The sequence below is a fragment of the Streptomyces sp. CBMA152 genome (genome assembly GCF_014596475.1).
Lineage (GTDB): Bacteria > Actinomycetota > Actinomycetes > Streptomycetales > Streptomycetaceae > Streptomyces.
In genome coordinates this window covers 220,668-242,150 of the sequence record NZ_MECJ01000024.1, presented here as the reverse complement: position 1 = coordinate 242,150, position 21,483 = coordinate 220,668, and the positions used below count along the sequence as shown (strand labels likewise).

Sequence of the window (21,483 nt, the reverse complement as noted above, 5' to 3'; positions counted from 1 at the left end):
ACCCCCAGGGTGAGCTTGTCGACAAGTGGATCGGACGGACCGTCAGCGGTGCGCGGGCCGTCGGGAGGGGACGGGCCGTCATCAGAAGGCCTCGAAGTATTCGCGCTGCTCCCACTCGGTGACCTGGCCGTCGGCGGGCTGCTCGATCGCGCGCCAGGCCTCGAAGCGGGCGAGCTCGCTCTCCTTCAGCTTGGCCATCGTGGCGGCCAGCGGCTTGCCGAGCAGCTCGGCGGCCTGCCCGGCCCGGAAGGCCTCAAGAGCCTCGCCGAGGTCCTGCGGCAGCGTCTCGTACGACTCCTCGCCGCCTGCACGCGGGCTCGCGCCGACCTCGGCGGCCATGCCGTCGAACCCGGCGGAGAGCTGGGCGGCGATGTTGAGGTACGGGTTGGCGGTGGGCTCGCCCACCCGGTTCTCGATGTGGGTGCCGGCGCCGCCGCCGACCACGCGGATCATCGCGCTGCGGTCCTCGTAGCTCCAGCCGAGCCGGGTCGGCGAGAGCGAGAAGTCCGCGCCCATCCGGCGGTAGCCGTTGACCGTCGGGACCGAGAGCAGACACAGGTCGCGGGCGCGGGAGAGCAGCCCCTCGATGTACGCGACGCCCCGGTCCGAGATGCCGCCGCCCTCGGCCGCGAAGAGGTTGCGGCCGGACTTGGCGTCCATCACCGACTGGTGCAGATGCCAGCCGCACGGGTCGAAGCTGTCGACGCGGGGCAGCGCCATGAAGGAGGCGTGGTAGCCCTGGCGCGCGGCGGTCTGCTTGACCACGGTGCGGAACAGCAGCATCGCGTCGGCGGTGTCCAGCGCGTGCATCGGGTTGAAGGTCGTCTCGATCTGGCCCGGGCCCGACTCGTGCTCGATCGAGCGCAGCGGCAGGCCGAGTTCGAGCAGCTTCATCGCCAGCGGGCTGGTGAAGTGGGCCACCGAGTCGTAGTTGGCATCCAGGTTGAACTGGTAGCCCGAGTTCATCGCCTCGACCCGGGGGGCCGCGCCCTGGAGACCGAAGCCGTTGCCCGCGTTCCCGGGCGGACCCGCGAGCCTGCGGGTCAGGTACCACTCGACCTCCAGGCCGAGCACCGGCGTGAGGTCGCGGGCCGCGTACCGGGCGACGACCTGGCGCAGCACGTTCCGCGCGGAGAGCGGGTGCGGGGAGCCGTCGCGCAGATACTCGTCGCCGAGCACCCACGCGGTGCGCGGCCCCTCGTGGGGGAGCACCTGGAACGTCAGCGGGTCCGGGACCAGGACGAAGCTGCCCGCGCCCGCGATCTCGTCGACGCCGACGCCCGGGTCGGCCAGGAAGTCCAGCGCGGCCGCGTGGCCGGTGTCGAAGATGAACGGGCCCGAGCTGAAGTCCATGCCGTTGCGCAGCACCGAGCGGAACGCGTCGACGGTCAGGGTCTTGGAGCGGGCCAGGCCGTGCGGGTCGGCGAAGGCGAGGCGGACGAGGTCGATCTCGTCGAGCGACGCCTCGATCTGCTCGGCCGCAGCGGCCTGTTCGTCGGTCCACAGGCCGAACTCGGTGACGAACGCGGGACGTCCTGTGCCGCCCGCCTCGGAGAAGGGGCTGGACCACGACCGGGAGTACATGGGTTACAGGATCCTTTCGGTTACTCGGTCCGGTGCGGCCGGCAGCGGCCCGAGGTCCGCCTCCAGACGGCGTGCGGCGGACAGGACCAGATCGTCCGCGCCGAAGGGGCCCACGAGTTGGAGCCCCACCGGGAGACCGGCGCGGGTGAGTCCGGCCGGGAGGGAAACGGCCGGCTGGCCAGTCATATTGAAGGGATACGCGGCGGGTGTCCACGCCAGCCAGAGCAGGTCCTCCGGACGGCTCGCCCACTCCGGGCCGATCATGTGGGGATCGATCGGCTCGATGGGCACGGTGGCCATCGCGAGCAGGTCGTACCGGTCGAAGATCTGGTGCAGGGTGGTGCGCAGCGCGAGGCGCACCTCCTCGGCCCGCATCACGGTGGCCGCGCTGAGCGTGCGCCCGTGCCGCACGATGGCGAGGCGGCCCGGGTCGCACCACTCCTCGTCGGCGGGCGAGGTACCGGCCGCGTCGCTCGCGGCGAGGATGTCGACGAGCGCGGGATACGGGTCGCGGAACGGCACCTCGATGCGCTCCACGCGGTGCCCCTGCGAGGCGAGGGCGTCGAGCCCCTGCTCGCTGACCCTGCGGACCTCCGGGGACGTGCCCGGGAACTCGATCCAGCCGATCCGCAACCGGCGCCGCTGGCGCGGGAGTTCATGCACCCCGAGCAGCGAGTCCGGGTCCTGGGGATGCCCGCCGGTGATCACCGAGGCGAGCTCGACGACGTCCGGCACGGTCCGCGCGATCGGCCCCTGGTGGGAGAGCCGGTCGGCGCACGCGGGCACATAGGGCACCTTGGCGAACGACGGCTTGTAGCCGACGACACCGCAGAACGCCGACGGGATACGGATCGAGCCCGCGCCGTCGGTGCCGAGCGCCCCCGAGCCGAGCCCCGCCGCGACCGCGGCCGCGGCGCCGCCGCTGGACCCGCCGGCGGAGCGCTCCAGGTCCCACGGGTTGCGGGTGGGCGGCGCCACCCGGCTCACCGTGGAGGCGCTCCACCCGTACTCCGACGTCGTGGTCTTGCCGATGACGATGGCGCCGGCGGCCCGCAGCCGCGCGACCGAGGGCGCGTCGGCCCGGGGCCGCCGGTTCTCCAGCAGGGACCCACGGGCAGTGGGCAGGTCCCCGGTCTGGATGAGGTCCTTCACCGAGACCGTGATCCCGAGCAGGGGCCGGCGCTCGAAAGCGGCCGGGCCCTCCTCGCGGATCCGGGCGTCGGCCAGTTCGGCCTCCCGTACGGCCTCGTCGCCCGCGACCGAGACGAAGGCGCCGAGCTCGATGTCGGTCTTCTGGATCGCGGTGAGGACCGACTGCACATGGTCGGCGGCGGACAGCTCTCCCCGGGCGAACAGGTCGCGTATCTCGCCGATGGACGCTGAGGTCAACGGAGCTCCTCGTCAGGACAGGGCGGGCCGCCGGTCACGACACCTGCAGCGGCTGCTTGGCGCGCGCCGCCGCGGCCTGGACCGACTTGAGGTGCCACTCGGAGTCGAAGGCGGTGACCTCGATGTCCTCGCCCTGGGCCACCAGGGCCGCTGCCGCGCTCATGGCGCCGGCGATGAACCCGGAGGTGCGGTGCGCGGCGAGCAGGTCGCTCTCGTCGAACGGCGTGCCCTCGCAGCGCAGCAGCCGCAGGTCCATGAACCCGTTGAACGTGCGGTCCAGGACCTCGACCGCCTGCGGGCTGCGGATGCTGAAGCGCACCTTGGCCGCCACATGGCCGTGGTGGTGCTGGTCGGAGTAGAAGGCGACATCGGGAATGGTCGGCGGGATGAAGTGGTCGCGCTCCACCACGGCGGCCACCTTGGGCAGGTTGCCGGCGATGAAGTGCCAGGAGTTGTACTGCATACGGGACGACATCGCCCAGGCGGTGTCGGCGAGTTGGGGCACCGAGTCCTCGAAGTAGCGCTTGGCCGCCGGGGCGGGCACCACGCAGCAGAAGAAGTCGGTGATGTCCCACTTGGTGATCTCGGCCCAGCTCTGCTCCCGCAGTGCGCGCATCAGTTCGGGGATCGAACGCATGCCACGGCTCATGGCGAAGTCGGCCTCGAAGACCTGCGTCGCCCCGGCCACCGTCTCGTACACCAGCGCCTCAAGTCCGGTGCCGAACTCGCCGTACGGCCGGGCGAGCCAGGAGGGGGACGCGGCCAGGCTCGCGCGGAGCTCGGCGAAGGTGGCGCCGGTGACCGGGAGGCGGTCGCTGAGCAGGGCGGCGAGCTCCGCCTCGCGCTGCTGCGACTTCTCCCCGTACGGACCGGCCAGGCGCTCGATCTTGTGCATCAGCGCGCCGTGGATCTCGCGGTAGAGCTGGGCGTTGGGGATGACATGGCCGATGCGGCGCTCGCGCAGCGCCATGGCGAGGGCGTTCAGCGCCTCGACGCGGTGCGTGGGAGCGGCCGGGACCGGCTCGCCGCCGGGGACCGCGTTGTAGTTGCCGCGCGTGCGCTCCAGCATGTACGCGATGTGATCCAGCGTCAGCTGGGTGCCGTTGGCCTCCTCGATGCGCCCGGCGCCCGCGGAGCGCACCAGCAGCGTGAGGCAGACGACCATCACCGCGTCGTGGTCGGACCACTGCTCCATGGAGACGCCCATGAGACGGCTGAACGTCTCGTTCGGGTGGCCCGCCCACAGCGTCTTGCCGATGACGTTGTTGGTCTCGCGGAAGTTGGTGTAGAGCTTCCCCTCCTGGTGCAGTACGAAGGGGGCGGTCCGCAGCGCGGACTCCCGCACCATCTCCAGGAGTTCGTCACGGGCCTGGGTGCCGAGCGCCGCCAGCCACTGGCGGCAGTCGACGACCTGGTCGGCGAAGCGGGCGGCGGCCCGGTCGACCTCGGACTCGTAGTCGAGCAGGTCCTGCGCCGACCACGGCACGCTCATGACGCCCTCGACCAGCTTCTCCTCGTCCTCCAGCGGCCCCTGGGAAGGGACGCGGACGACGATGCGGCCGGTCGTGGTCAGGCCCAGCTCGCCGAGGAACGCCGGGCGCTCCTTGACGTCGCGTATCGGCGTCGGCAGGTTCTCCTCGCGCCACGAGATGCCGCAGAGCACCTTGAGCGCGGCCTCGTCGGCGGTGCGCAGGGCGCGCAGCTGGACCTCGGCGGGGACATGACCGTCCAGCGTGAGCAGGGTGTCCACCGCGCTCCGCAGGTCCGGGGCTTCGGTGGCGCGCTCCCAGGCGCGCTTGAGGAGAGTGGGGAAACCGGCCTCCTCGTCTTTCAGGCGGTCCGGCTTCGGCGTGGCCCCGGCCACCGCGCCCTGGCGGCTCGGCCGGCGGCTCTGCCGCTTCTTGGCGTTGATGGCCCGGCGGGAGGTGCCGTTGCGCTCGGCGGAACTTGTCATGACACACCCTCAGCGGTAAGCCCGATGTGCTTCCACATCTCGTCGGTCGTGGGCGTCCAGTCCTCGTCGACGTAGATGCAGTCGACCGGGCACTCCAGGACGCACTTGGGGCAGCCGGAGCACAGTTCGGGGATGATGACGACGTCGAGTCCGTTGTCGAAGATCGCGTTGAACTCGGGCGGGCAGGCGCGCAGGCAGGTGTCGCAGGTGATGCACTCCGCGCGCTCGATACGGCGTGGCGGCTTCTTCCACGTTTCGCTGCGGGTCCGCTCGGCGATCAGCTTGTCGCGCCCGGCCGCCGAGCCTTCCACTGTCTCGTCCAGCGAGTCGTCCGAAGTGTTCGTGGGCATTGGGCCCCCCTCTTGTCCTGTTTCGCTCGTGCCACGGTAAGAGAGCATTAATAACTGCGCCGCAGTGCGGCGACGACGGCCAGAATTACACGCGGCCCCGCTCCATGGGAACGGCGGGAGAGCGGTGTGCAGGCGCGGATTTCGTGGGTGCGGTGGATTCCTGCTAGAGGGAATCTCGAACCCGCGGGCTTCTGATAATCCCGCGTTCCGCAAGGGGACGCAATATGCTCAAGTCGGCGCGCGGACGTCCACCGGACGACGGCGTGGGGGATCCCCTTCGGGTTCACCGGGACCTGCTCTGACCTGCTTCGATGGGGTGATCGGAACTTCGGCGGCGCCTCTGCGGCCCGGGCCGGGGCGAGCACCGGCGTACGACGGTATAGGCGAACGGAGCCCGTGCAACCGCGGAACTCACGCAGTCGAACACCGCGACCTGTGCACTCCGGTCTGTCAACTCCGTGCACGAAAACCCACTGGTCGCAGCCTACCGTTTTAGCGGTCTTCTGTCCGTCGCCGGATACGCGTGTATATCGCACGCGGCGAATCGCTCTTAAAGAGGGAAGAGGGCGGGAGGGGCAGGTCCTGTGCCACGTTATTTCAGGGGGAAAGGGAATCCGTTGTCCGGGAAGAGCGGCAGTGCGCCGCCGGACGGAGCAGCAGTGCGCCGCCGGGTCAAATGCCCGGCGGCGCACTGGTGTTGGAGCTGTGTCACCTCAAGTTCCGTCGCCGTACGCCCAGTTCATGAGGGGGATTGGGGGAATCCGTCGCACGGGAGGGGTCGCGGGGAAGCCGCTCACCCGTCCAGGATCGTGAGGTCGAGCCGGCTCAGCCGGTCGGGCGCGGCCCGCATGTCGATCCCGGTGATCTTCTCGTCCACGACGGTGAACCCGAAGACGACCCTCGGCCGCCCGCGCGGCGCCCACACCGCCCCGACCACGCCGTCGATGAGGGCGAGCTGGGCGAACTTGGCCCGCCCCGAGAACGCGTTCGCCACCGAGCTCGCGCCCCGCACCTCCGTCGGCGCCCCCACCGCCACCGCCTCCGGGTCGGCGAGGAGCACCACGTCCGGGGCGAGCATCGCGGTCAGGGTGTCGAAGTCGCCGCCGCGCGAGGCGGTCAGGAACGCGTCGACGATCCGGCGCAGCCGCGTCGCCCCCTCGTCCGGCATCGGATCGACCCGCTGCACCCGCGCCCGCGCCCGGTCGGCCAGCTCGCACGCCTCCTCGGCGCTGGCCCCCACGATCGGTGCCACCTCGTCATAGGGGAGGCCGAACAGATCGTGCAGCACGAACGCCATCCGCTCGGCCGGGTCCAGCGTCTCCAATACGACAAGGAAGGCGAGGCCCACCGAGTCCGCCAGCAACTCCTCGTGCGCGGGGCCCATCTGCCCGAGCCGGGCGACCAGTTCGGCCGGGACCGGGTCGGCCAGATCGTCCGGCGGCCGCCGCGCCGCCGGTACCCGGGGCTCGGTGGCATCGGGGGAAACCGTTCTGCGCGAGCGCAGCCGGTCCAGGGAGACGTTCGCGACCACCGTCATCAGCCAGGCGGGCAGCCCCCGGACACCCTCGTCCTCCGGGTCGCCCCCGTCACTGATCCTTAACCAGGCTTCCTCGACGGCTTCGTCGGCCTCGTTCAGCGTCCCCAGCATGCGGTACGCCACGGCCCGCAGATGCGGGCGGTTCTCCTCGAAACGCCGCGCCAGCCATTCGCCGTCGTCCATCGGTCACATTCCTCCGTCGCGCTCCGTCAGTGAGTGACGAACGCGTCACGGTCACACCCTCTGGCCACGTTCCGTCATAGCAGTGACGAACAAAACCCAGCTCATGTGACAGGAAGAGGTACCCCGATCGAGTCGAGGCGATCGGGTCGTACAGGGGAGGCCCCTCGAACAGACCGAGTTCGACCGAGCCCTGAGCGCAGGACTCCCAACCCTTAGCGAGCAGTCATGACGACGCATCCTCCATCACCTGGGCTGGCCACCGAGGAGCCGCCGCCCCCGTCCACGTTCGCCCACAAGTACGCGAAGACCGTGGCCGGCCATCGTTCCAAGTGGGCCGTACTCGTGCTCTGGGTCCTGCTCATCGCGGTGGGCGGATCCCTGGCGACCAAGCTCGGCGACGTACAGAACAACGAAGCCCAGACGTGGTTGCCGAACAACGCGCAGTCGACGAAGGCGGTGAAGATCGCCGAGGACTACTTCCAGGACAAGGGCCGCATCGGCGCCGTCGTCGTCTACGCCCGTGAAAGCGGCCTGACCGCCGCCGACCTGGCGAAGATCGACAGTGACCGCGGCGCGTTCGTGGCCGACAAGCTCGCGGCGGGGCCGGTCCCCTCGGTCACGATCTCCGGTGACAAGCAGGCCGCGTTCCTCAGCGTGCCCGTCAAGTCCGACAAGGCCGACAACAGCGTCCTCGGCGACGGCGTCAAGGACCTGCGCAAGGCCGCGCAGAAGAACGCCCCCGACGGTCTCGAAGTGAAGATCGCGGGCCAGGCCGGCAACATCGCCGACTTCATCGATGTCTACTCCGGCATGGACGGCGCCCTGCTCGGCGCGACCCTCGGACTTGTCGCCATCTTCCTGCTGTTCACCTACCGCAGCCCCGTCCTGTGGCTGATCCCGCTGCTCTCGGTGGGTCTGGCCAGCCAGGTCGCCAGCGCCGTGGTCTATCTGCTCGCCAAACACGCGGGTCTCACGGTCAACGGCCAAAGTGCTTACGTACTGACGGTGTTGGTGCTCGGCGTCGGTACCGACTACGCGCTGCTGCTCATCGCCCGCTATCGAGAAGAGCTGCACCGCCACGAGGACCGGCACGAGGCGATGGTGTCCGCGCTGCGCCGCTGCCTGCCCGCGATCACGGCCTCGGCGGCGACCGTCGGCATCGCCACCATCTGCCTGGTGTTCGGCTCCATGAACTCCACCCGGGGTCTGGGCCCGGTGGTGGCGATCGGCGTCGTGGTCGTCTATCTGGCGATGGTCTCGCTGCTGCCCGCCTTCCTGGTCATCCTCGGCCGCTGGGCGTTCTGGCCGTTCATCCCGCGCTTCTCGCACGAGTTCGACCATGCGAGCGTCGAGAAGGAGCACGGCTTCTGGGCGAAGATCTCCGGCTTCGTGGGCCGTTCGCCGCGCCCGATCTGGATCGGTACGGTGCTGGTCCTCGCGGCTCTCGCGTTCGGGGCGATGTCGCTGTCGACCGGGCAGACCCAGGCCGAGCAGTTCACCAAGACGGTGGACTCGGTCTCGGGTCAGAACCTGATGTCGAAGCACTTCCCGGCCGGTTCGTCGGCGCCCGCCGATGTGTACGTCAAGGACGCGGGCACACAGAGCGCGCTCGCCGCGCTCCACAACGTCCCCGGCGTCTCCCTGGCCACTCCCGTCGCGTCCAGGAACGGCTACACCCATATCGAGGCGGTGCTGAAGGACGCGCCCGACACCCAGGCCGCCCGGACGACCGTCGACCGGATGCGCTCCGCGCTCGACAAGACCTCGGGTGAGGCCAAGGACGCGAAGGTCGGCGGCCAGAGCGCGGTCGCACTCGATACGTCCAACGCCCAGGGCAAGGAGGAGAAGGTACTGATCCCGCTCATCCTCGCGGTGGTGCTGATCATGCTGATCATCCTGCTGCGGGCGCTGGTGGCACCGATCGTCCTGCTGCTGTCCGTGGTGCTCTCGTACACGGCGGCCGTGGGCACGGCGGCGCTGCTCTTCCACGCCATCGGCTACCCGAGGATCGACCGCGGACTGCTGCTCTTCGGCTTCCTGTTCCTGGTCGCCCTCGGTGTCGACTACACCATCTTCCTGATGACCCGGGCCCGGGAGGAGGTCGGCAAACGCGGCCACCGCGGCGGTGTGCTCACCAGCCTCACCGTCACCGGCGGCGTGATCACCTCGGCGGGACTCGTGCTGGCCGCCACCTTCAGCGTGCTGGCCGCGATCCCGACGGTGGCCTCACTCCAGCAGGGTCTGCTCGTCGCGGTCGGCATCCTGCTGGACACGTTCATCGTCCGCAGCCTGCTGATCCCGGCGCTCGCCCTGGAGATCGGCCCGAGGTTCTGGCGCCCCGGCCATCCGGAGCGCGACGAGGCGGACATCCCGGTCCAGCTCAGCCCCGAATCGGCCCGTCTGGGCTGAGTCCGTACGTACGCCACTCGCACCGGCGCGTACGTACGGTTCCTTGATCACGGGCGTGCCGCTTCCTTCCGGGAGCGGTGCGCCCGTGGTCGTCCTCCGAAGCGGCTTTGGGGCCGTCCGGAACCGGGAGTCACACTTCTGCGGGCCGGATCGTCAGTGTGGCGACACTTCAACGGAGGAGGAGCCATGACGTCGCCCATCCTGGTGACCGGCGGCACGGGCACGCTGGGACGACTGGTCGTCGCGCGGCTGCGGGACGCGGGCCGTGACGTACGGGTGCTCAGCAGGAAGAGCCACCCGGACGCTAACGGTCTCAGCTACGCCACCGGTGACCTGGCCAAGAACGAGGGCATCGGCCCGGCGGTGGAAGGCGTCTCGGCGATCGTCCACTGCGCCAGTGACAAGAAGGGCGACGCCGACGCCACCCGCAACCTGGTCCGGGCGGCGGAGCAGGCCGACGTCCCGCATCTCGTCTACATCTCGATCGTCGGTGTCGACGACGTCACCTTCGGCTACTTCAAGTCGAAGCTGGAGTCCGAGCAGGTGATCAAGGAGTCCGGGGTGCCGTGGACGATGCTGCGGGTCACCCAGTTCTACGACTTCATCCTCAACGGCGCCCAGAAGGCCAAGAAGCTGCCGCTGGTCCCGGTGCCCGCCGGGTTCAAGGTGCAGCCGATCGACCCGGAGGAGGTGGCGGTCAAGCTCGCCGAGCTGGCGGTGGGCAAGCCGGCCGGGCGGGTGCCCGACCTGGTGGGACCCGAGGCCACCGACGCGGCGGACATGATCCGCGCCTATCTCAAGGCCATCCACAAGGGCGCGCCCGTGCTGCCGGTGTGGATGCCCGGCATCGGCAAGATCCGCTCCGGTGGCCTGCTCCCGAAGGGGGCCGAGGGCGAGTACGCGACGGCCCGGGTGACCTGGGAGGAGTTCCTGGCCGCGAAGCTCGCCTGACAGCTCTGTCCCGGACGCCGGGGGGCGTCCGGGACAGACGGGGATCGCGGGCTGCCTGCGAGCAGATTTCCTGTGAATTGCCCGAACTGGATACCGAACATCCAAGATTCTGAGATTGATGTGACTTGTCCCATAGGCTGGGTTTCGCTTCACGGCGATGACGGACCCGGCGGAGGAATGTGACCGATGGACGACAGTGAACGGCTGGCTGAGCGCTTCGAGGAGTACCGCACCCATCTGCGGGCGGTCGCCTACCGGATGCTGGGCTCGCTGAGCGAGGCCGAGGACGCCGTGCAGGAGTCCTGGTTCCGGCTCAGCCGCTCGGACGTCAGCGCCGTCGAGAACCTGGGCGGCTGGCTGACGACGGTCGTCGGGCGCGTCTGCCTGGACATGCTGCGGGCCCGCGAGTCGCGCCGCGAGGACCTGCTCGGCGAGCGCCCGCCGCCCGCCCCGGACGCCCATGAGGGCGCCGACCCCGAACAGCAGGCGGTCCTGGTCGACACCGTCGGCCCGGCGCTGCTCGTCGTGCTCGACACGCTCTCCCCGGCGGAGCGGCTCGCATTCGTGCTGCACGACATGTTCGCGGTGCCGTTCGACGACATCGCCCCCGTCGTCGGGCGCTCCACCATCGCGACCCGGCAACTGGCGAGCCGGGCGCGCCGCCGCGTCCAGGGCGCCGAGGCCCCGGCCGCCGACCGGGGCCGGCAGCGCCAGATCGTCGACGCCTTCCTCGCCGCCTCGCGCGGCGGCCGCTTCGACGACCTGCTCGCGCTGCTCGACCCGGAGGTCGTGGTCCGCGTCGACGGCGCGGCCCTGGCGATGGGCGCGAGCGGTGCCCTCGGTGCGCAGGCGGTCGCGAAGACGTTCTCGGGCCGGGCCCAGGTCGCCCAGCTCGCGCTGGTGGACGGGGCTCCGGGCCTGGTCTGGGCGCCGAACGGCAGTGTGCGCGTCGTCTTCGACTTCATCGTCGTGGACGGCCAGGTCGTCGCCATCGACATGCTCGCCGACGCCGAGCAACTGTCGGAAATGGACGTCAAGGTGCTGGAGGGCTGACCCGGGCGCGGTCACTTCTCCAGCAAACACGAAGAGGCGCAGCGCGGCCATCGGGCCGGGCTGCGCCTCTGTCGTTCCTTGAGCGGTTCTGAAGTCGCCGCTCTTTCCCGGGTGTTCGGGTCAGCGGGCGCGGACCGACATCCGTTGGCGGGCCGCCTCGGCGAGCGCGATGAACGGGCTGTCGTCGTCGGACTCCTCGGCGTGCCACTGCACGCCGACCGCGAACGGGTGGTCGTTCACCTCGATGGCCTCGACCGTCCCGTCCTCGGACCACGCGGTGACCGTCAGGCCGTCGCCGACCTGGTCGATGACCTGGTGGTGATGGCACGGCACGACGTCCTTGGCCAGGAACTTGGCGAGATGGCTGCCCGGCTCCAGGCGCACCTTCTGCTGCCCGTACTCCTTTCCGCCCGGCGAGTGGTTGTCGTGCCCGACGATGTCCGGCAGATGCTGCTGGAGCGTGCCGCCGCGCAGGATGTTGATCAGCTGCTCACCCCGGCAGATGCCGAGGGTGGGCAGATCGGCCTCCAACGCGGCCTCGATCAGAGCGAGTTCGGCCGTGTCGCGCACCGTGTCGCTCCAGCCGGTCTTCTCGTGCTTCTCCTGCCCGTACAGGACCGGATTGGCATCGGGACCCGCGAGCAGCAGCAGACCGTCCAGACCACTGACGGTCTGTTCGACGCCGGGCTGCGGAGCCAGGAGTACCGGTATGCAGCCGGCGTCGGCGACCTTCTGGACGAACGTCTGGGGTACGAACGTCGCGTCCATCTCGAAGATCGCGAATTTGATCTGGGTCACGACGGCGGTGATCCCGATGATCGGCCGGCGTGTGCGGTCCAGCGAGCTCAAGGTCTCATTGACGGCGGAATGCACAGTGCACCTCACAAAGTGTCAGAGCTGGAGTACGGGGCGGAACTCCGCCTCGTGGTGGGCGATCCACTCGGCGTACGTGTAGGGCGGCCGGCCGGTGACGATCTCGACGGTGGGAAGTGCTGTGCCGATGACGCCTCGCATCGACGCCCGCACGGCCAGGACCTGGTCGGCCACGGACTCGGACAAGTACATGAGCATTTGCTTGCGGACGCGCTCGCGGGGCACCTCTTGGAATCGGGTCTCGATTCCGAGGGCCTCGCCGAGCATGCGGACCCTTTCCGCCTGGCTCAGCGACTGGGGTCCGGTGATGGAGTGGATTGCCCCGGAGGTCACCGAGAGCAGTGACTTCACGGCGACGGCCGCGATGTCGCGCTCATGGATCGGGATCATCGAGGCACTTCCGTACACGCCGTGCACCACCCCGTCCTTGGCGATCTGGGGTATCCAGAGGAGATCGTTGGACATGAACGCACTGGGACGCAGGAACGTCCAGGACATTCCCGACTCGGCGACTGCCTTCTCGCACGCGATATGCGGCTCTCCGGCAGCATAGGTGACGGCTTCCGAGGACAGCAGGACGACATGTTGCACCCCTGCCCGCACGGCGGCGTCGACGGCTCCCTGGAGTTCCCCGAACGCGGGCCAGAGATAGAGGCGTTCGACCCCGCGCAGCGCGCGCTCCAGGGTCTCGGGCCGGCTGAGGTCGGCGGCGACGACCTCGACTTCCCCCGGCAGGTTGCACTTCGCGGGGTCCCGGGCGATGGCCCGCACCCGCTCACCTGCCGCTAACAGTTCTTCGACGATGTTCCTGCCGACGTTTCCGGACGCGCCGGTTACCAAGATCATGTGCTCTCCCGTGGTCAAGGGGATTCCAATGGATCTTTGCGAAGGTAACGCGATACGTGGTGCCGGGACCCTGGTGGCGGCCAACGGTGCCGTGGGTACGCGTCGGCCATGAGGCGGTGTCACCTCATGGCCGACGGTGGTGCTGTGGAATTCGGGGTTACTTGACCTTGCTCTCGGAAAGGTTGATGCGCCAGGAGACGCCGAAGCGGTCGTTGACCCAGGCGAACTTGGCGCTGAAGCCGTAGGTGCCGACCGGCATGATCACCTCACCCTTCTCGGAGAGGCCCTCGAAGACCCGGTCGAACTCCTCGTCGTCGTCGCACTGGATGTACACCGCCATCGCGGGCGAGAAGGAGTACGTGTCCCAAGGGGCGTGGTCGGAACCGCGGGCTCCGTCCGGTGGGATGTTGATGCACATGAACTGCTGCCCCGCGATCGTGAAGACCGCGTGCTGCAGGGTTCCCTCCGTCCAGCCCGGCTCACCGGCCCGGGCGCGGATGGTGTTGATCACCTCGGAGTTGTCGAAAAGCGACGTGTAGAACGTCACCGCTTCCTCTGCGTCCTGCGGGAACGCCAGAAAAACCGTCAGCTTCTGGGTGACTGCGGAGGACATCGTGGCTCTCCTTATTAAGTCCGGTGTGCTGCGCGGAGCAGCCTTCCAACTCGGAAATCATGAAGTCAAGAGGGCAACCGCGGAATCACCGCTGTCGCGCGGCCGTGAATTCCAAGATCAATAATTGTCGATCTTTGGGCGCCGGATATCCGGAAGCGGATCTTTCGGATATATGAACGATCAATTCCTATTACCGGCGCGTAATAAAGGGGACCCTATTAAGGATCACGAAAACGATCGTAAAAAGGATCTCGAAAAACCGTAGGGAACATTCCCCTTGACGCTTCTGATCGCAGAGTTGCAGACTTCTTCGGCGGCCCGAAAGGTCTGTTCAGGCGCTGCTGGGCGCCATTGAATTCAACGCTCCGTTTTCGATCCCGAAGGCCGTTCGAGCGGCATCGCGAGGCGTTGTGAGCCGATTCCCGATGCGCGGAATCACCTCTCGCATTTCTGATCCAGGAGGGCGAAAAAATGGGTACTGGCGTGATCATTGCCGGGGCCGGTCCGGTAGGGCTGATGCTGGCCGGAGAGCTCCGGCTGAACGGTGTCGACGTGGTTGTCTACGAGCAGCGCGCCACCCCGAGCGGCGAGTCGCGCGGGGTCGGTTTCACCCGGCGCGCCGCCGAGGTCTTCCATCAGCGCGGACTGCTGGCCCGCTTCGGCGACATCGAGATCGGCAACGAGGGCCACTTCGGTGGCGTGCGCATCGACTTCACGGCCCTGGAGGACAACCACTTCGGCATCCGGGGCGTGCCGCAGTACCGCATCGAGGAGATCCTGGAGTCCTGGATCACCGAGCTCGGCGCGGACGTACGCCGTGGATACGAGGTGGTCGACTACCGGGAAGGCCCGGACGACATCACCGTGGCGGTCGAGGGGCCCGACGGCCGCCAGGAGCACACGGCCCAGTACCTGGTGGGCTGTGACGGAGGGCGGTCCGCCGTCCGCAGACTGGCCGGCATCGAGTTCCCGGGGCGCGAGGCGACGCGCGGTATGTACGTCGCCGACGTCGTCGACCGCGACGACATCAAGCCCCGGGTGATCGGCGAGCGCGTCGAGGGCGGGATGGTGATGGCGATCCGTCTTGAGGAAGGGGTGACCCGGATCATCATCCACCCGGCGAAGCTGACACCCCGGGACAGCAGCAAGCTGACGTTCACCGAGATCGCCGACTCCTGGCAGGAGCTCACCGGGCAGTCGCTGCACGGCGCCGAGACGAAGTGGGTGAGCGCGTTCACCAACGCCACCCGTCAGGCGGCCGAGTACCGGCGCGGCCGGGTCCTGCTCTCCGGCGACTCCACCCACATCCACATCCCGGCCGGGGCCCAGGGGCTGAGCGTCGGTGTCCAGGACGCGGTGAACCTCGGCTGGAAGCTGGCCGCCACCGTCAAGGGCTGGGCGCCCGAGGGTCTGCTCGACACGTACCACGCCGAGCGGCACCCGGTGGGCGAGAAGCTGCTGCGCAACACCCTCGCCCAGGCGTCCCTCTATCTCACCGGTGACGAGATGGAGCCGATGCGGCAGGTGATGCGCGAGCTGGTGCAGTCGCCGGACGCGGCCCGGCGCCTGGCCGGACACGTCAGCGGCCTCGGCATCCGCTACGACATGGGCGGCGTCACCGGCCACCCGCTGCTCGGACTGCGCATGCCCGACCGCGAGTTGAAGCTGTCGGACGGCTCGACCACGCGCGTGTCCGAGCTGCTGCACCCGGCGCGCGGTGTGCTCATCACCGCGGACGGCAGCACCGAGGCGGCCCGGCTCGCCGGCGGCTGGTCGGACCGGATCGACATCGTGGAGGGCGGCTGGTCGGACCGGGTGGACATCGTCCCGGACGGCTGGGTCCCGGCGGACACGGCCGAGGGGACGACGCCGGACGCCGTCCTGCTCCGTCCCGACGGACATGTCGCCTGGGCGGCGCCCGACGGCGGTGAACTGCTCGACGCGCTGATCCGCTGGTTCGGCTCGCCCCGCTGACCCGAAGCGGGAACCGGAGGAACCTGGGGGAACCGAGAGGTACTTCAGGACAACCGAGAGGAGGCTTCGTGATCGAGTTCGTGGAGGTCGACGAGTCCACTCCTTATATAAGGCAGCTGGAGGAGGAGACCGGGCCGGTGGTCCTCATCAACACCTTCACCGTGCCCGAGGGCAAGACCGAGGAGTTCCTGGCGCTCTGGCGGCGCGACGCCGCATACTTCACCGGGCAGCCGGGCTTCATCTCCACCCAGATGCACCGGGGCGTCGGCGGCAGCCGGGTGCTGGTGAACGTCGCCGTCTGGCAGTCCGCCGCCCATCTGGCGGCCGCCCACGCCAAGCCCGGCTTCCGTGTCGCCGGTGAGGGCTACCCGGAGGGCTGCACCGTCTCTCCCCACCTGTACGAGAAGGTCGCCGTCGACGGCATCTGCGTCGCCTGACCCGGCGAACGGCCCGGGACCCGTCACCGCCGGTGTGACAGGTTCCGGGTCCTTTCTCGGCCAAAAAACCAGCCAACTTCATTCAGTCACAGGCAAGTTGGCCGACCAGCCTCGGCCCCGTGGGCGACCGGCGGTTACCCCGGGGTCGGGCGACCGCCCGACGAGCATCACGAGTGCGAAGCCGATCAGCCGGGCGGAATGTGAAATTCCAACCGCACTTCTGACGGTCCCTGACGTCCGGGCCATTCCTGCGCGCCGATTCCACCGACGCTTCACCGCTCGCGCTACAGGAAGTTGTCCGGACTTGACGGAACCTGAACTTCCGCTCTGACCAACCGATGTTTGCCCCCGTACAGCTGTGCGGAAAGCGCGGCTCCGGGGGCGCTCAGGCACGCCCCGACGGCCATCGCCGAAGGTATGAACCACCCTTGTCCGTACGGGAATCGAAGCCGTCCCAGCCCGCCGCAGGGTGGTTGACAAGGCTTCGCCCGTCGCCTTTCATTTCGCACACCGGAAGTGGATTCCGGTTCCGATTCATTGCGAGGGGGCGCAAAGTGAGTCTGGCCGAGCAATCAATTGACGAGTCATTACTGAAACTGCATGCGGCCGACCTGGACGAGGTCGTGACCTCCATGGTCTGGATCGAGTCGCATCCCGCCGGTGAAGTGCGCATCGACTCCCTGGTCTTCGAGGACTCGCCCCGCCTCGGCGGAGCGGACGAGGACCACGTGCGCGTCCTCGCCGAAGCAGGGGATTCGCTGCCGCCCATCACCGTCCACCGCCCGTCGATGCGCGTCATCGACGGCACCCACCGGGTGCGCGCGGCCCTGCTCAACGGGCGCACCACGATCCAGGCCCGGATGGTCGACTGCGACGAGGGCGCAGCCTACGTCCTCGCGGTGAAGGCCAACGTCACCCACGGTCTGCCGCTGTCGCGGTCCGACCGCTCGGTGGCCGCGGCGCGCATCATCATGACCCATCCGCAGTGGTCGGACCGGGCCGTCGCGGCCGCCGTGGGCCTGTCCGACAAGACGATCTCCCGCATCCGTTCCCGCTCGTCCGCCGATGCTCCGCAGTCGAACGCGCGCCTCGGGCGTGACGGCCGGCTGCGCCCGCTGGACAGCGGATACCGCCGCCAGCAGGCCGCCGCGATGATCCACGAGCGGCCCAACGCGGGGCTGCGCGAGGTGGCCCGCGCCACCGGCCTCTCGCCGGCGACGGTACGGGACGTACGGCAGCGCATCGACCGGGGCGAGGACCCCGTGCCGGGCCGCTACCGTGCGGCGGCGGGCCAGAACCCGGCGCCGGGCGCGCCCGTGGTGCCGCGCCAGACGCAGCGAGCGGTGAGCGCGCGCAGCGAGCGGCGGGACGTGTCGGTCGACCGGCAGAAGCTGCTGGCCAAGCTGAGCGAGGACCCGTCGCTGCGGCTCAACGAGGCGGGCCGGCGCACCCTGCGCTGGCTCCACCACTACACGGTGGACGGCGAGGGCATGGAGTCGCTGGGCCGCGGTCTGCCCGGCCACTGGGCGCCCGAGGTCGCCGACCTCGCGCGCAGCTGCGCCGCCGCCTGGCAGACGCTCGCCGAGCAGCTCCAGCAGCGGGCCGAGTAGAGCAGTTCGCGGACACCGGCCACAACCGAACACCGTGGGCCGGGACGGACAGAGGAGTGCTGGTCGCGGGCGTGTGCCGCGACCAGCACTCCGCCCGTTCGCCCGTGCAACTGCGGCATAAGCCCATCGATACGAATGAACAGCTGCGCAACCGGCCCCCACTACCGTCAGGTTGGAAAGGCTTCAACGCGCTGACGTCACCAGGAGGCTGCCCGTGTCCCCTTCCGCAGATACCCGCGACAACAGCTCCAGGACGGGGGTCTGGTTCATCGGAGCCCGGGGCTCCGTCGCCACCACGGCCGTCGCCGGCTGCGCCGCCGTCGCCGCCGGGCTCCAGCCCGCGACCGGCATGGTCACCGAGACCCTCGCGTTCGCCGACAGCGGTCTGCCCGCTCTCACGTCCTTCGTCTTCGGCGGCCATGACGTCGCCGGCGGTCCGCTGCCCAAACGGGCCGAGGAGCTGGCCGACGGGGGAGTGCTGCCGTACGGGCTGCCCGCGGCCGTACGCGCCGAACTCGCCGCCGCCGACGCGGAGATACGCATGGGCGGACCGCTGCCCGGCGACACCCGCGACGACGAGGAGCTGATCGCCGCGTTCGCCGCGGACATCGCCTCCTTCGCCGAGCGCACGGGCGTGGCCCGTACCGTCGTCGTCAATGTCTCCTCGACCGAGCCCGCGCCCGCCGAGGGCGCCAGTCGGCTGCCCGCGTCCTCGCTGTACGCGGCGGCCGCGCTGCGCGCCGGATGCGCGTATGTGAACTTCACTCCGTCGACCGGAGTGCACCACCCGGACCTCGCCCCGCTCGCCGAGGCGGCCGGTGTGCCGTACGCGGGCCGCGACGGCAAGACCGGTCAGACCCTGCTGCGGGCGGTGCTCGCGCCGATGTTCCACCAGCGGGCCCTGGCCGTACGGGCCTGGTCCGGCAGCAATCTGCTCGGCGGCGGCGACGGCGCCTCGCTCGCCGACCCGGCGGCGGCCGCCGCCAAGAACGCCGGAAAGAACCGGGTCCTTGAGGACAACCTGGGGGCGCTTCCCGAGGGCGAGGTGCACATCGACGACGTGCCCGCGCTCGGCGACTGGAAGACCGCGTGGGACCACATCGTCTTCGAGGGCTTCCTCGGCTCGCGGATGGTGCTCCAGACGATCTGGCAGGGCTGTGACTCGGCGCTCGCCGCCCCCCTCGTCTTGGACCTCGCCCGGCTGACCGCCCGTGCCCATGAGCTCCAACTGACGGGTCCACGGCCGGAGTTGGGCTTCTACTTCAAGGACCCGGACGGCGGCTCGTCCGCGCTGGCCGAGCAGTACGCGGCCCTGCTGGCGTTCGGTGAGCGGCTGCGGGAGGCCCGGTGAAGCCGGTGCTGCGCGACTGGGCCGAACTGCTCCGGATCTCCGCCCTGTTCAGTGTTCCCGGCGACGCCCTCGCGGGGGCGGCGGCCGCCGGGCTGCGCCCCAACCGGAAAACGGCGCTCGCCGTGGGCGCCTCGCTCTGTCTGTACGAGGCCGGGATGGCGCTCAACGACTGGGCCGACCGCGAGGAGGACGCGCGCGAACGTCCGCACCGCCCGATCCCGTCGGGCCGTATCAAGCCGGGCGCTGCCCTGGCGGCGGCGGCCGGACTGACCGGCGCGGGCCTGGCCCTTGCCTACCGTGCGGGCCGCCCGGCGGGAGCGGTCGCGACCGCGCTCGCGGGCACGGTCTGGGCGTACGACCTGCGGCTGAAGCACACCCCGGCGGGCCCGGCGGCGATGGCCGCCGCGCGCTCCCTGGACCTGCTGCTCGGCGCGACGGCCACCTCCGGCGAGCCGTCCCCGGCCGCGCTGCTGCCGGCGACGGCCCTGGGCGCGCACACCTACGCGGTCACCACCGTCTCGCGCCATGAGACGCAGGGCGGCTCGGTCCGGGCGCCGATGGCGGCGCTGGCCTCCACGGTGGCCCTGGGCGCGCTCACCAGCCGCCGTCGCGGCTCCACGGGTGCGCTCCAACTCCCCACTCAGCCAAGGGACATAGCGCAGAGCGCCCTGGCCGCCACCTATGTGGCCACGGCCGCCAAACCCCTCTTCCACGCCGTGCTCAACCCCTCGCCCCCGCTCACCCAGCGCGCCGTCGGCGGCGGCATCCGGGCGATGATCCCGCTCCAGGCGGCGCTCGCCGCACGCGCGGGCGCGGTGCGCAGCGCGGCCGCACTCATCGCTCTCGTTCCCGCCGCCCGCACCCTCGCACGGAAGGTGAGCCCCACATGAGCGTCCGCCTCGGCTACGGCACCAACGGGCTGACCGACCTCCGGCTCGACGACGCCCTGTCCCTGCTCGCCGACCTCGGATACGAGGGCGTCGGGCTGACCCTCGACCATATGCACCTCGACCCGATGGCCCCCGAACTGGCCGCGCGTACCGGCAAGGTGGCCCGGCGGCTCGGTGAACTCGGGCTCGGCGTGACCGTCGAGACCGGCGCCCGCTACGTACTCGATCCCCGGCGCAAACACGGGCCGACGCTGCTGGACGCCGACCCGGACGCGCGCGCCCGGCGTACCGAACTGCTGGTCACGGCCGTGCGGGTGGCCGCCGACCTCGGTGCGCACGCCGTGCACTGCTTCAGCGGCATCACACCCGAGGGCACCGACGGCGACATCGCCTGGAAGCGGCTCGGCGAGTCGCTGGCGCCGGTGCTGGACGCGGCCGAGCGGGCCGGGGTGCCGCTGGCGATCGAGCCCGAGCCGGGCCATCTGCTCGCCACGCTCGCCGACTTCCACCGGCTGCGGGAGCAGTTGGGCGATCCGGAACTCCTCGGGCTCACGCTCGACATCGGGCACTGCCAGTGCCTGGAGCCCGCCTCGCCCGTGGAGTGCGTCCGCGCCGCCGCGCCCTGGCTGCGGCACGTCCAGATCGAGGACATGCGGCGGGGGGTGCACGAGCATCTGCCGTTCGGGGACGGGGAGATCGACTTCCCGCCCGTACTGGAGGCGCTGAGCGCCACCGGCTACCAGGGGCTGACCGTCGTCGAGCTGCCCCGCCACTCGCACGCGGGCCCCGAACAGGCCCGCAGATCCATCGAGTTCCTGCGCACGGTCCTGCCCGACCGCGCCGCCGATCCCGCGAAGGGAGTGTGACCGTGACATCTCGTGCGGAACTCGACGCCCGCTTGAGCGGCGCCGCCCGCGCCTGGCTCGACGAGGCGCTGGACGAGGCGGCGCATACCGCCGCCAGGCCCTCGCAGGGGTACGGCGTCGCGCCCTGGGAGCTGCGGTTCGCCTCGGCGGGCCGCCAGCTCGGCTCGGACGCCGTGGACGACGCCCGTGTGCTGCTGCTGTGCGCCGCCCGCGTGGACGCCGCCACCGCGACCCGGATCTACCAGCAGGGCAACGCGGCCGAGCGCCGCGCGGTGCTGCTCGCCCTTCCGGAACTCGGCCTGGACGCGGCGGCCGGGGTGCCGCTCGTCGAGGACGCGCTGCGCGCCAACGACACCCGTCTGGTGGCGGCGGCCGTCGGCCCGTACGCGGCGACGCACCTGGACCCGCACGCCTGGCGGCACGCCGTGCTGAAGTGCCTGTTCACCGGCGTGCCCGTGAGCGCCGTCGCCTCGCTCGCCGAACGCGCCCAGGGTGATACGGAGTTGGCCCGGATGCTCGGCGACTTCGCGAAGGAACGTATCGCCGCGGGCCGCCCCGTACCCGAAGACCTGCACCACGTACTGGCCCTGACCGGGGCCGAGGAGCACTGAAC

At 70.2% G+C, this 21,483-nt stretch carries 18 protein-coding genes; 10 read left to right on the top strand and 8 right to left on the bottom strand.

Annotated features, from left to right (window positions below; all coding sequences use genetic code 11):
• Positions 1 to 81: 81 nt before the first annotated feature.
• The 5 genes from BG418_RS20990 to BG418_RS20970 form a co-directional block, all read right to left on the bottom strand.
• Positions 82 to 1,584, bottom strand: coding sequence for a glutamine synthetase family protein (locus tag BG418_RS20990; protein ID WP_188275477.1), 1,503 nt, complete (start codon positions 1,582 to 1,584; stop codon positions 82 to 84).
• A gap of 3 nt (positions 1,585 to 1,587) precedes the next feature.
• Positions 1,588 to 2,973 (bottom strand): amidase, encoded by a 1,386-nt coding sequence (locus BG418_RS20985; RefSeq protein WP_188275476.1) that lies wholly within the window; start codon positions 2,971 to 2,973, stop codon positions 1,588 to 1,590.
• 34 nt (positions 2,974 to 3,007) lie between these two features.
• Positions 3,008 to 4,927 carry a hypothetical protein gene (locus tag BG418_RS20980; protein WP_188275475.1) on the bottom strand — a complete coding sequence of 640 codons (1,920 nt, stop codon included), beginning with the start codon at positions 4,925 to 4,927 and terminating at the stop codon, positions 3,008 to 3,010.
• Positions 4,924 to 5,277, bottom strand: coding sequence for a 4Fe-4S dicluster-binding protein (locus BG418_RS20975; RefSeq protein WP_223185182.1), 354 nt, complete (start codon positions 5,275 to 5,277; stop codon positions 4,924 to 4,926). Before BG418_RS20975 ends, BG418_RS20980 begins: the two co-directional genes overlap by 4 nt.
• A 793-nt stretch (positions 5,278 to 6,070) precedes the next feature.
• Positions 6,071 to 6,997, bottom strand: coding sequence for a sigma-70 family RNA polymerase sigma factor (locus tag BG418_RS20970; RefSeq protein ID WP_188275474.1), 927 nt, complete (start codon positions 6,995 to 6,997; stop codon positions 6,071 to 6,073).
• A 225-nt stretch (positions 6,998 to 7,222) separates the two neighbouring features.
• Here BG418_RS20970 and BG418_RS20965 point away from each other — a divergent pair, with 225 nt between their 5' ends.
• The 3 genes from BG418_RS20965 to BG418_RS20955 all read left to right on the top strand — a co-directional run bounded on the left by BG418_RS20965 (position 7,223) and on the right by BG418_RS20955 (position 11,410).
• Entirely contained in the window at positions 7,223 to 9,406 is a 2,184-nt protein-coding gene (locus BG418_RS20965) for an MMPL family transporter (protein WP_188275473.1), read from the top strand.
• Positions 9,407 to 9,592: 186 nt separating this feature from the next.
• Entirely contained in the window at positions 9,593 to 10,357 is a 765-nt protein-coding gene (locus BG418_RS20960) for an SDR family oxidoreductase (RefSeq protein ID WP_188275472.1), read from the top strand.
• 186 nt (positions 10,358 to 10,543) lie between these two features.
• Complete coding sequence (locus BG418_RS20955) at positions 10,544 to 11,410, top strand: sigma-70 family RNA polymerase sigma factor (RefSeq protein WP_188275471.1); 867 nt, start codon at positions 10,544 to 10,546, stop codon at positions 11,408 to 11,410.
• A 120-nt stretch (positions 11,411 to 11,530) separates the two neighbouring features.
• Here BG418_RS20955 and BG418_RS20950 read toward each other — a convergent pair whose 3' ends face one another.
• The 3 genes from BG418_RS20950 to BG418_RS20940 form a co-directional block, all read right to left on the bottom strand.
• Positions 11,531 to 12,283, bottom strand: coding sequence for a gamma-glutamyl-gamma-aminobutyrate hydrolase family protein (locus BG418_RS20950; RefSeq protein ID WP_317453711.1), 753 nt, complete (start codon positions 12,281 to 12,283; stop codon positions 11,531 to 11,533).
• A gap of 18 nt (positions 12,284 to 12,301) precedes the next feature.
• Positions 12,302 to 13,129, bottom strand: a complete 828-nt coding sequence (locus BG418_RS20945) for an NAD(P)H-binding protein (protein WP_188275469.1) — start codon at positions 13,127 to 13,129, stop codon at positions 12,302 to 12,304.
• Between the two features lie 157 nt (positions 13,130 to 13,286).
• A complete protein-coding gene (locus BG418_RS20940) occupies positions 13,287 to 13,742 on the bottom strand; it encodes a VOC family protein (protein WP_188275468.1) in 456 nt (151 codons plus the stop codon).
• A gap of 471 nt (positions 13,743 to 14,213) precedes the next feature.
• On the opposite strand from BG418_RS20940, the gene BG418_RS20935 reads away from it, so the two are divergent.
• The 7 genes from BG418_RS20935 to BG418_RS20905 all read left to right on the top strand — a co-directional run bounded on the left by BG418_RS20935 (position 14,214) and on the right by BG418_RS20905 (position 21,481).
• On the top strand, positions 14,214 to 15,716 hold the full coding sequence (locus BG418_RS20935) for an FAD-dependent monooxygenase (protein ID WP_188275467.1): 1,503 nt from the start codon (positions 14,214 to 14,216) through the stop codon (positions 15,714 to 15,716).
• 68 nt (positions 15,717 to 15,784) lie between these two features.
• The gene (locus tag BG418_RS20930) at positions 15,785 to 16,153 is read left to right on the top strand and encodes an antibiotic biosynthesis monooxygenase family protein (RefSeq protein ID WP_317453710.1); all 369 of its coding nucleotides are present in this window, start codon (positions 15,785 to 15,787) and stop codon (positions 16,151 to 16,153) included.
• A 554-nt stretch (positions 16,154 to 16,707) separates the two neighbouring features.
• The gene (locus tag BG418_RS20925; RefSeq protein ID WP_188275466.1) at positions 16,708 to 17,763 is read left to right on the top strand and encodes a ParB/RepB/Spo0J family partition protein; all 1,056 of its coding nucleotides are present in this window, start codon (positions 16,708 to 16,710) and stop codon (positions 17,761 to 17,763) included.
• Between the two features lie 208 nt (positions 17,764 to 17,971).
• Complete coding sequence (locus tag BG418_RS20920) at positions 17,972 to 19,114, top strand: inositol-3-phosphate synthase (RefSeq protein ID WP_188275564.1); 1,143 nt, start codon at positions 17,972 to 17,974, stop codon at positions 19,112 to 19,114.
• Positions 19,111 to 20,004, top strand: coding sequence for an SCO3242 family prenyltransferase (locus tag BG418_RS20915; RefSeq protein WP_188275465.1), 894 nt, complete (start codon positions 19,111 to 19,113; stop codon positions 20,002 to 20,004). Before BG418_RS20920 ends, BG418_RS20915 begins: the two co-directional genes overlap by 4 nt.
• A complete protein-coding gene (locus tag BG418_RS20910; RefSeq protein ID WP_188275464.1) occupies positions 20,001 to 20,870 on the top strand; it encodes a sugar phosphate isomerase/epimerase in 870 nt (289 codons plus the stop codon). The genes BG418_RS20915 and BG418_RS20910 overlap by 4 nt, the downstream gene beginning before the upstream one ends.
• On the top strand, positions 20,867 to 21,481 hold the full coding sequence (locus BG418_RS20905; RefSeq protein WP_188275463.1) for an EboA domain-containing protein: 615 nt from the start codon (positions 20,867 to 20,869) through the stop codon (positions 21,479 to 21,481). The genes BG418_RS20910 and BG418_RS20905 overlap by 4 nt, the downstream gene beginning before the upstream one ends.
• Positions 21,482 to 21,483 lie beyond the last annotated feature (2 nt).

Coding starts and splice junctions, on each gene's coding strand:
- BG418_RS20935 (WP_188275467.1), top strand. CDS start 14,214: ATGGGTACTGGCGTGATCATTGCCGGGGCCGGTCCGGTAGGGCTGATG.
- BG418_RS20980 (WP_188275475.1), bottom strand. CDS start 4,927: ATGACAAGTTCCGCCGAGCGCAACGGCACCTCCCGCCGGGCCATCAAC.
- BG418_RS20955 (WP_188275471.1), top strand. CDS start 10,544: ATGGACGACAGTGAACGGCTGGCTGAGCGCTTCGAGGAGTACCGCACC.
- BG418_RS20990 (WP_188275477.1), bottom strand. CDS start 1,584: ATGTACTCCCGGTCGTGGTCCAGCCCCTTCTCCGAGGCGGGCGGCACA.
- BG418_RS20960 (WP_188275472.1), top strand. CDS start 9,593: ATGACGTCGCCCATCCTGGTGACCGGCGGCACGGGCACGCTGGGACGA.
- BG418_RS20965 (WP_188275473.1), top strand. CDS start 7,223: ATGACGACGCATCCTCCATCACCTGGGCTGGCCACCGAGGAGCCGCCG.
- BG418_RS20970 (WP_188275474.1), bottom strand. CDS start 6,997: ATGGACGACGGCGAATGGCTGGCGCGGCGTTTCGAGGAGAACCGCCCG.
- BG418_RS20945 (WP_188275469.1), bottom strand. CDS start 13,129: ATGATCTTGGTAACCGGCGCGTCCGGAAACGTCGGCAGGAACATCGTC.
- BG418_RS20940 (WP_188275468.1), bottom strand. CDS start 13,742: ATGTCCTCCGCAGTCACCCAGAAGCTGACGGTTTTTCTGGCGTTCCCG.
- BG418_RS20910 (WP_188275464.1), top strand. CDS start 20,001: ATGAGCGTCCGCCTCGGCTACGGCACCAACGGGCTGACCGACCTCCGG.
- BG418_RS20975 (WP_223185182.1), bottom strand. CDS start 5,277: ATGCCCACGAACACTTCGGACGACTCGCTGGACGAGACAGTGGAAGGC.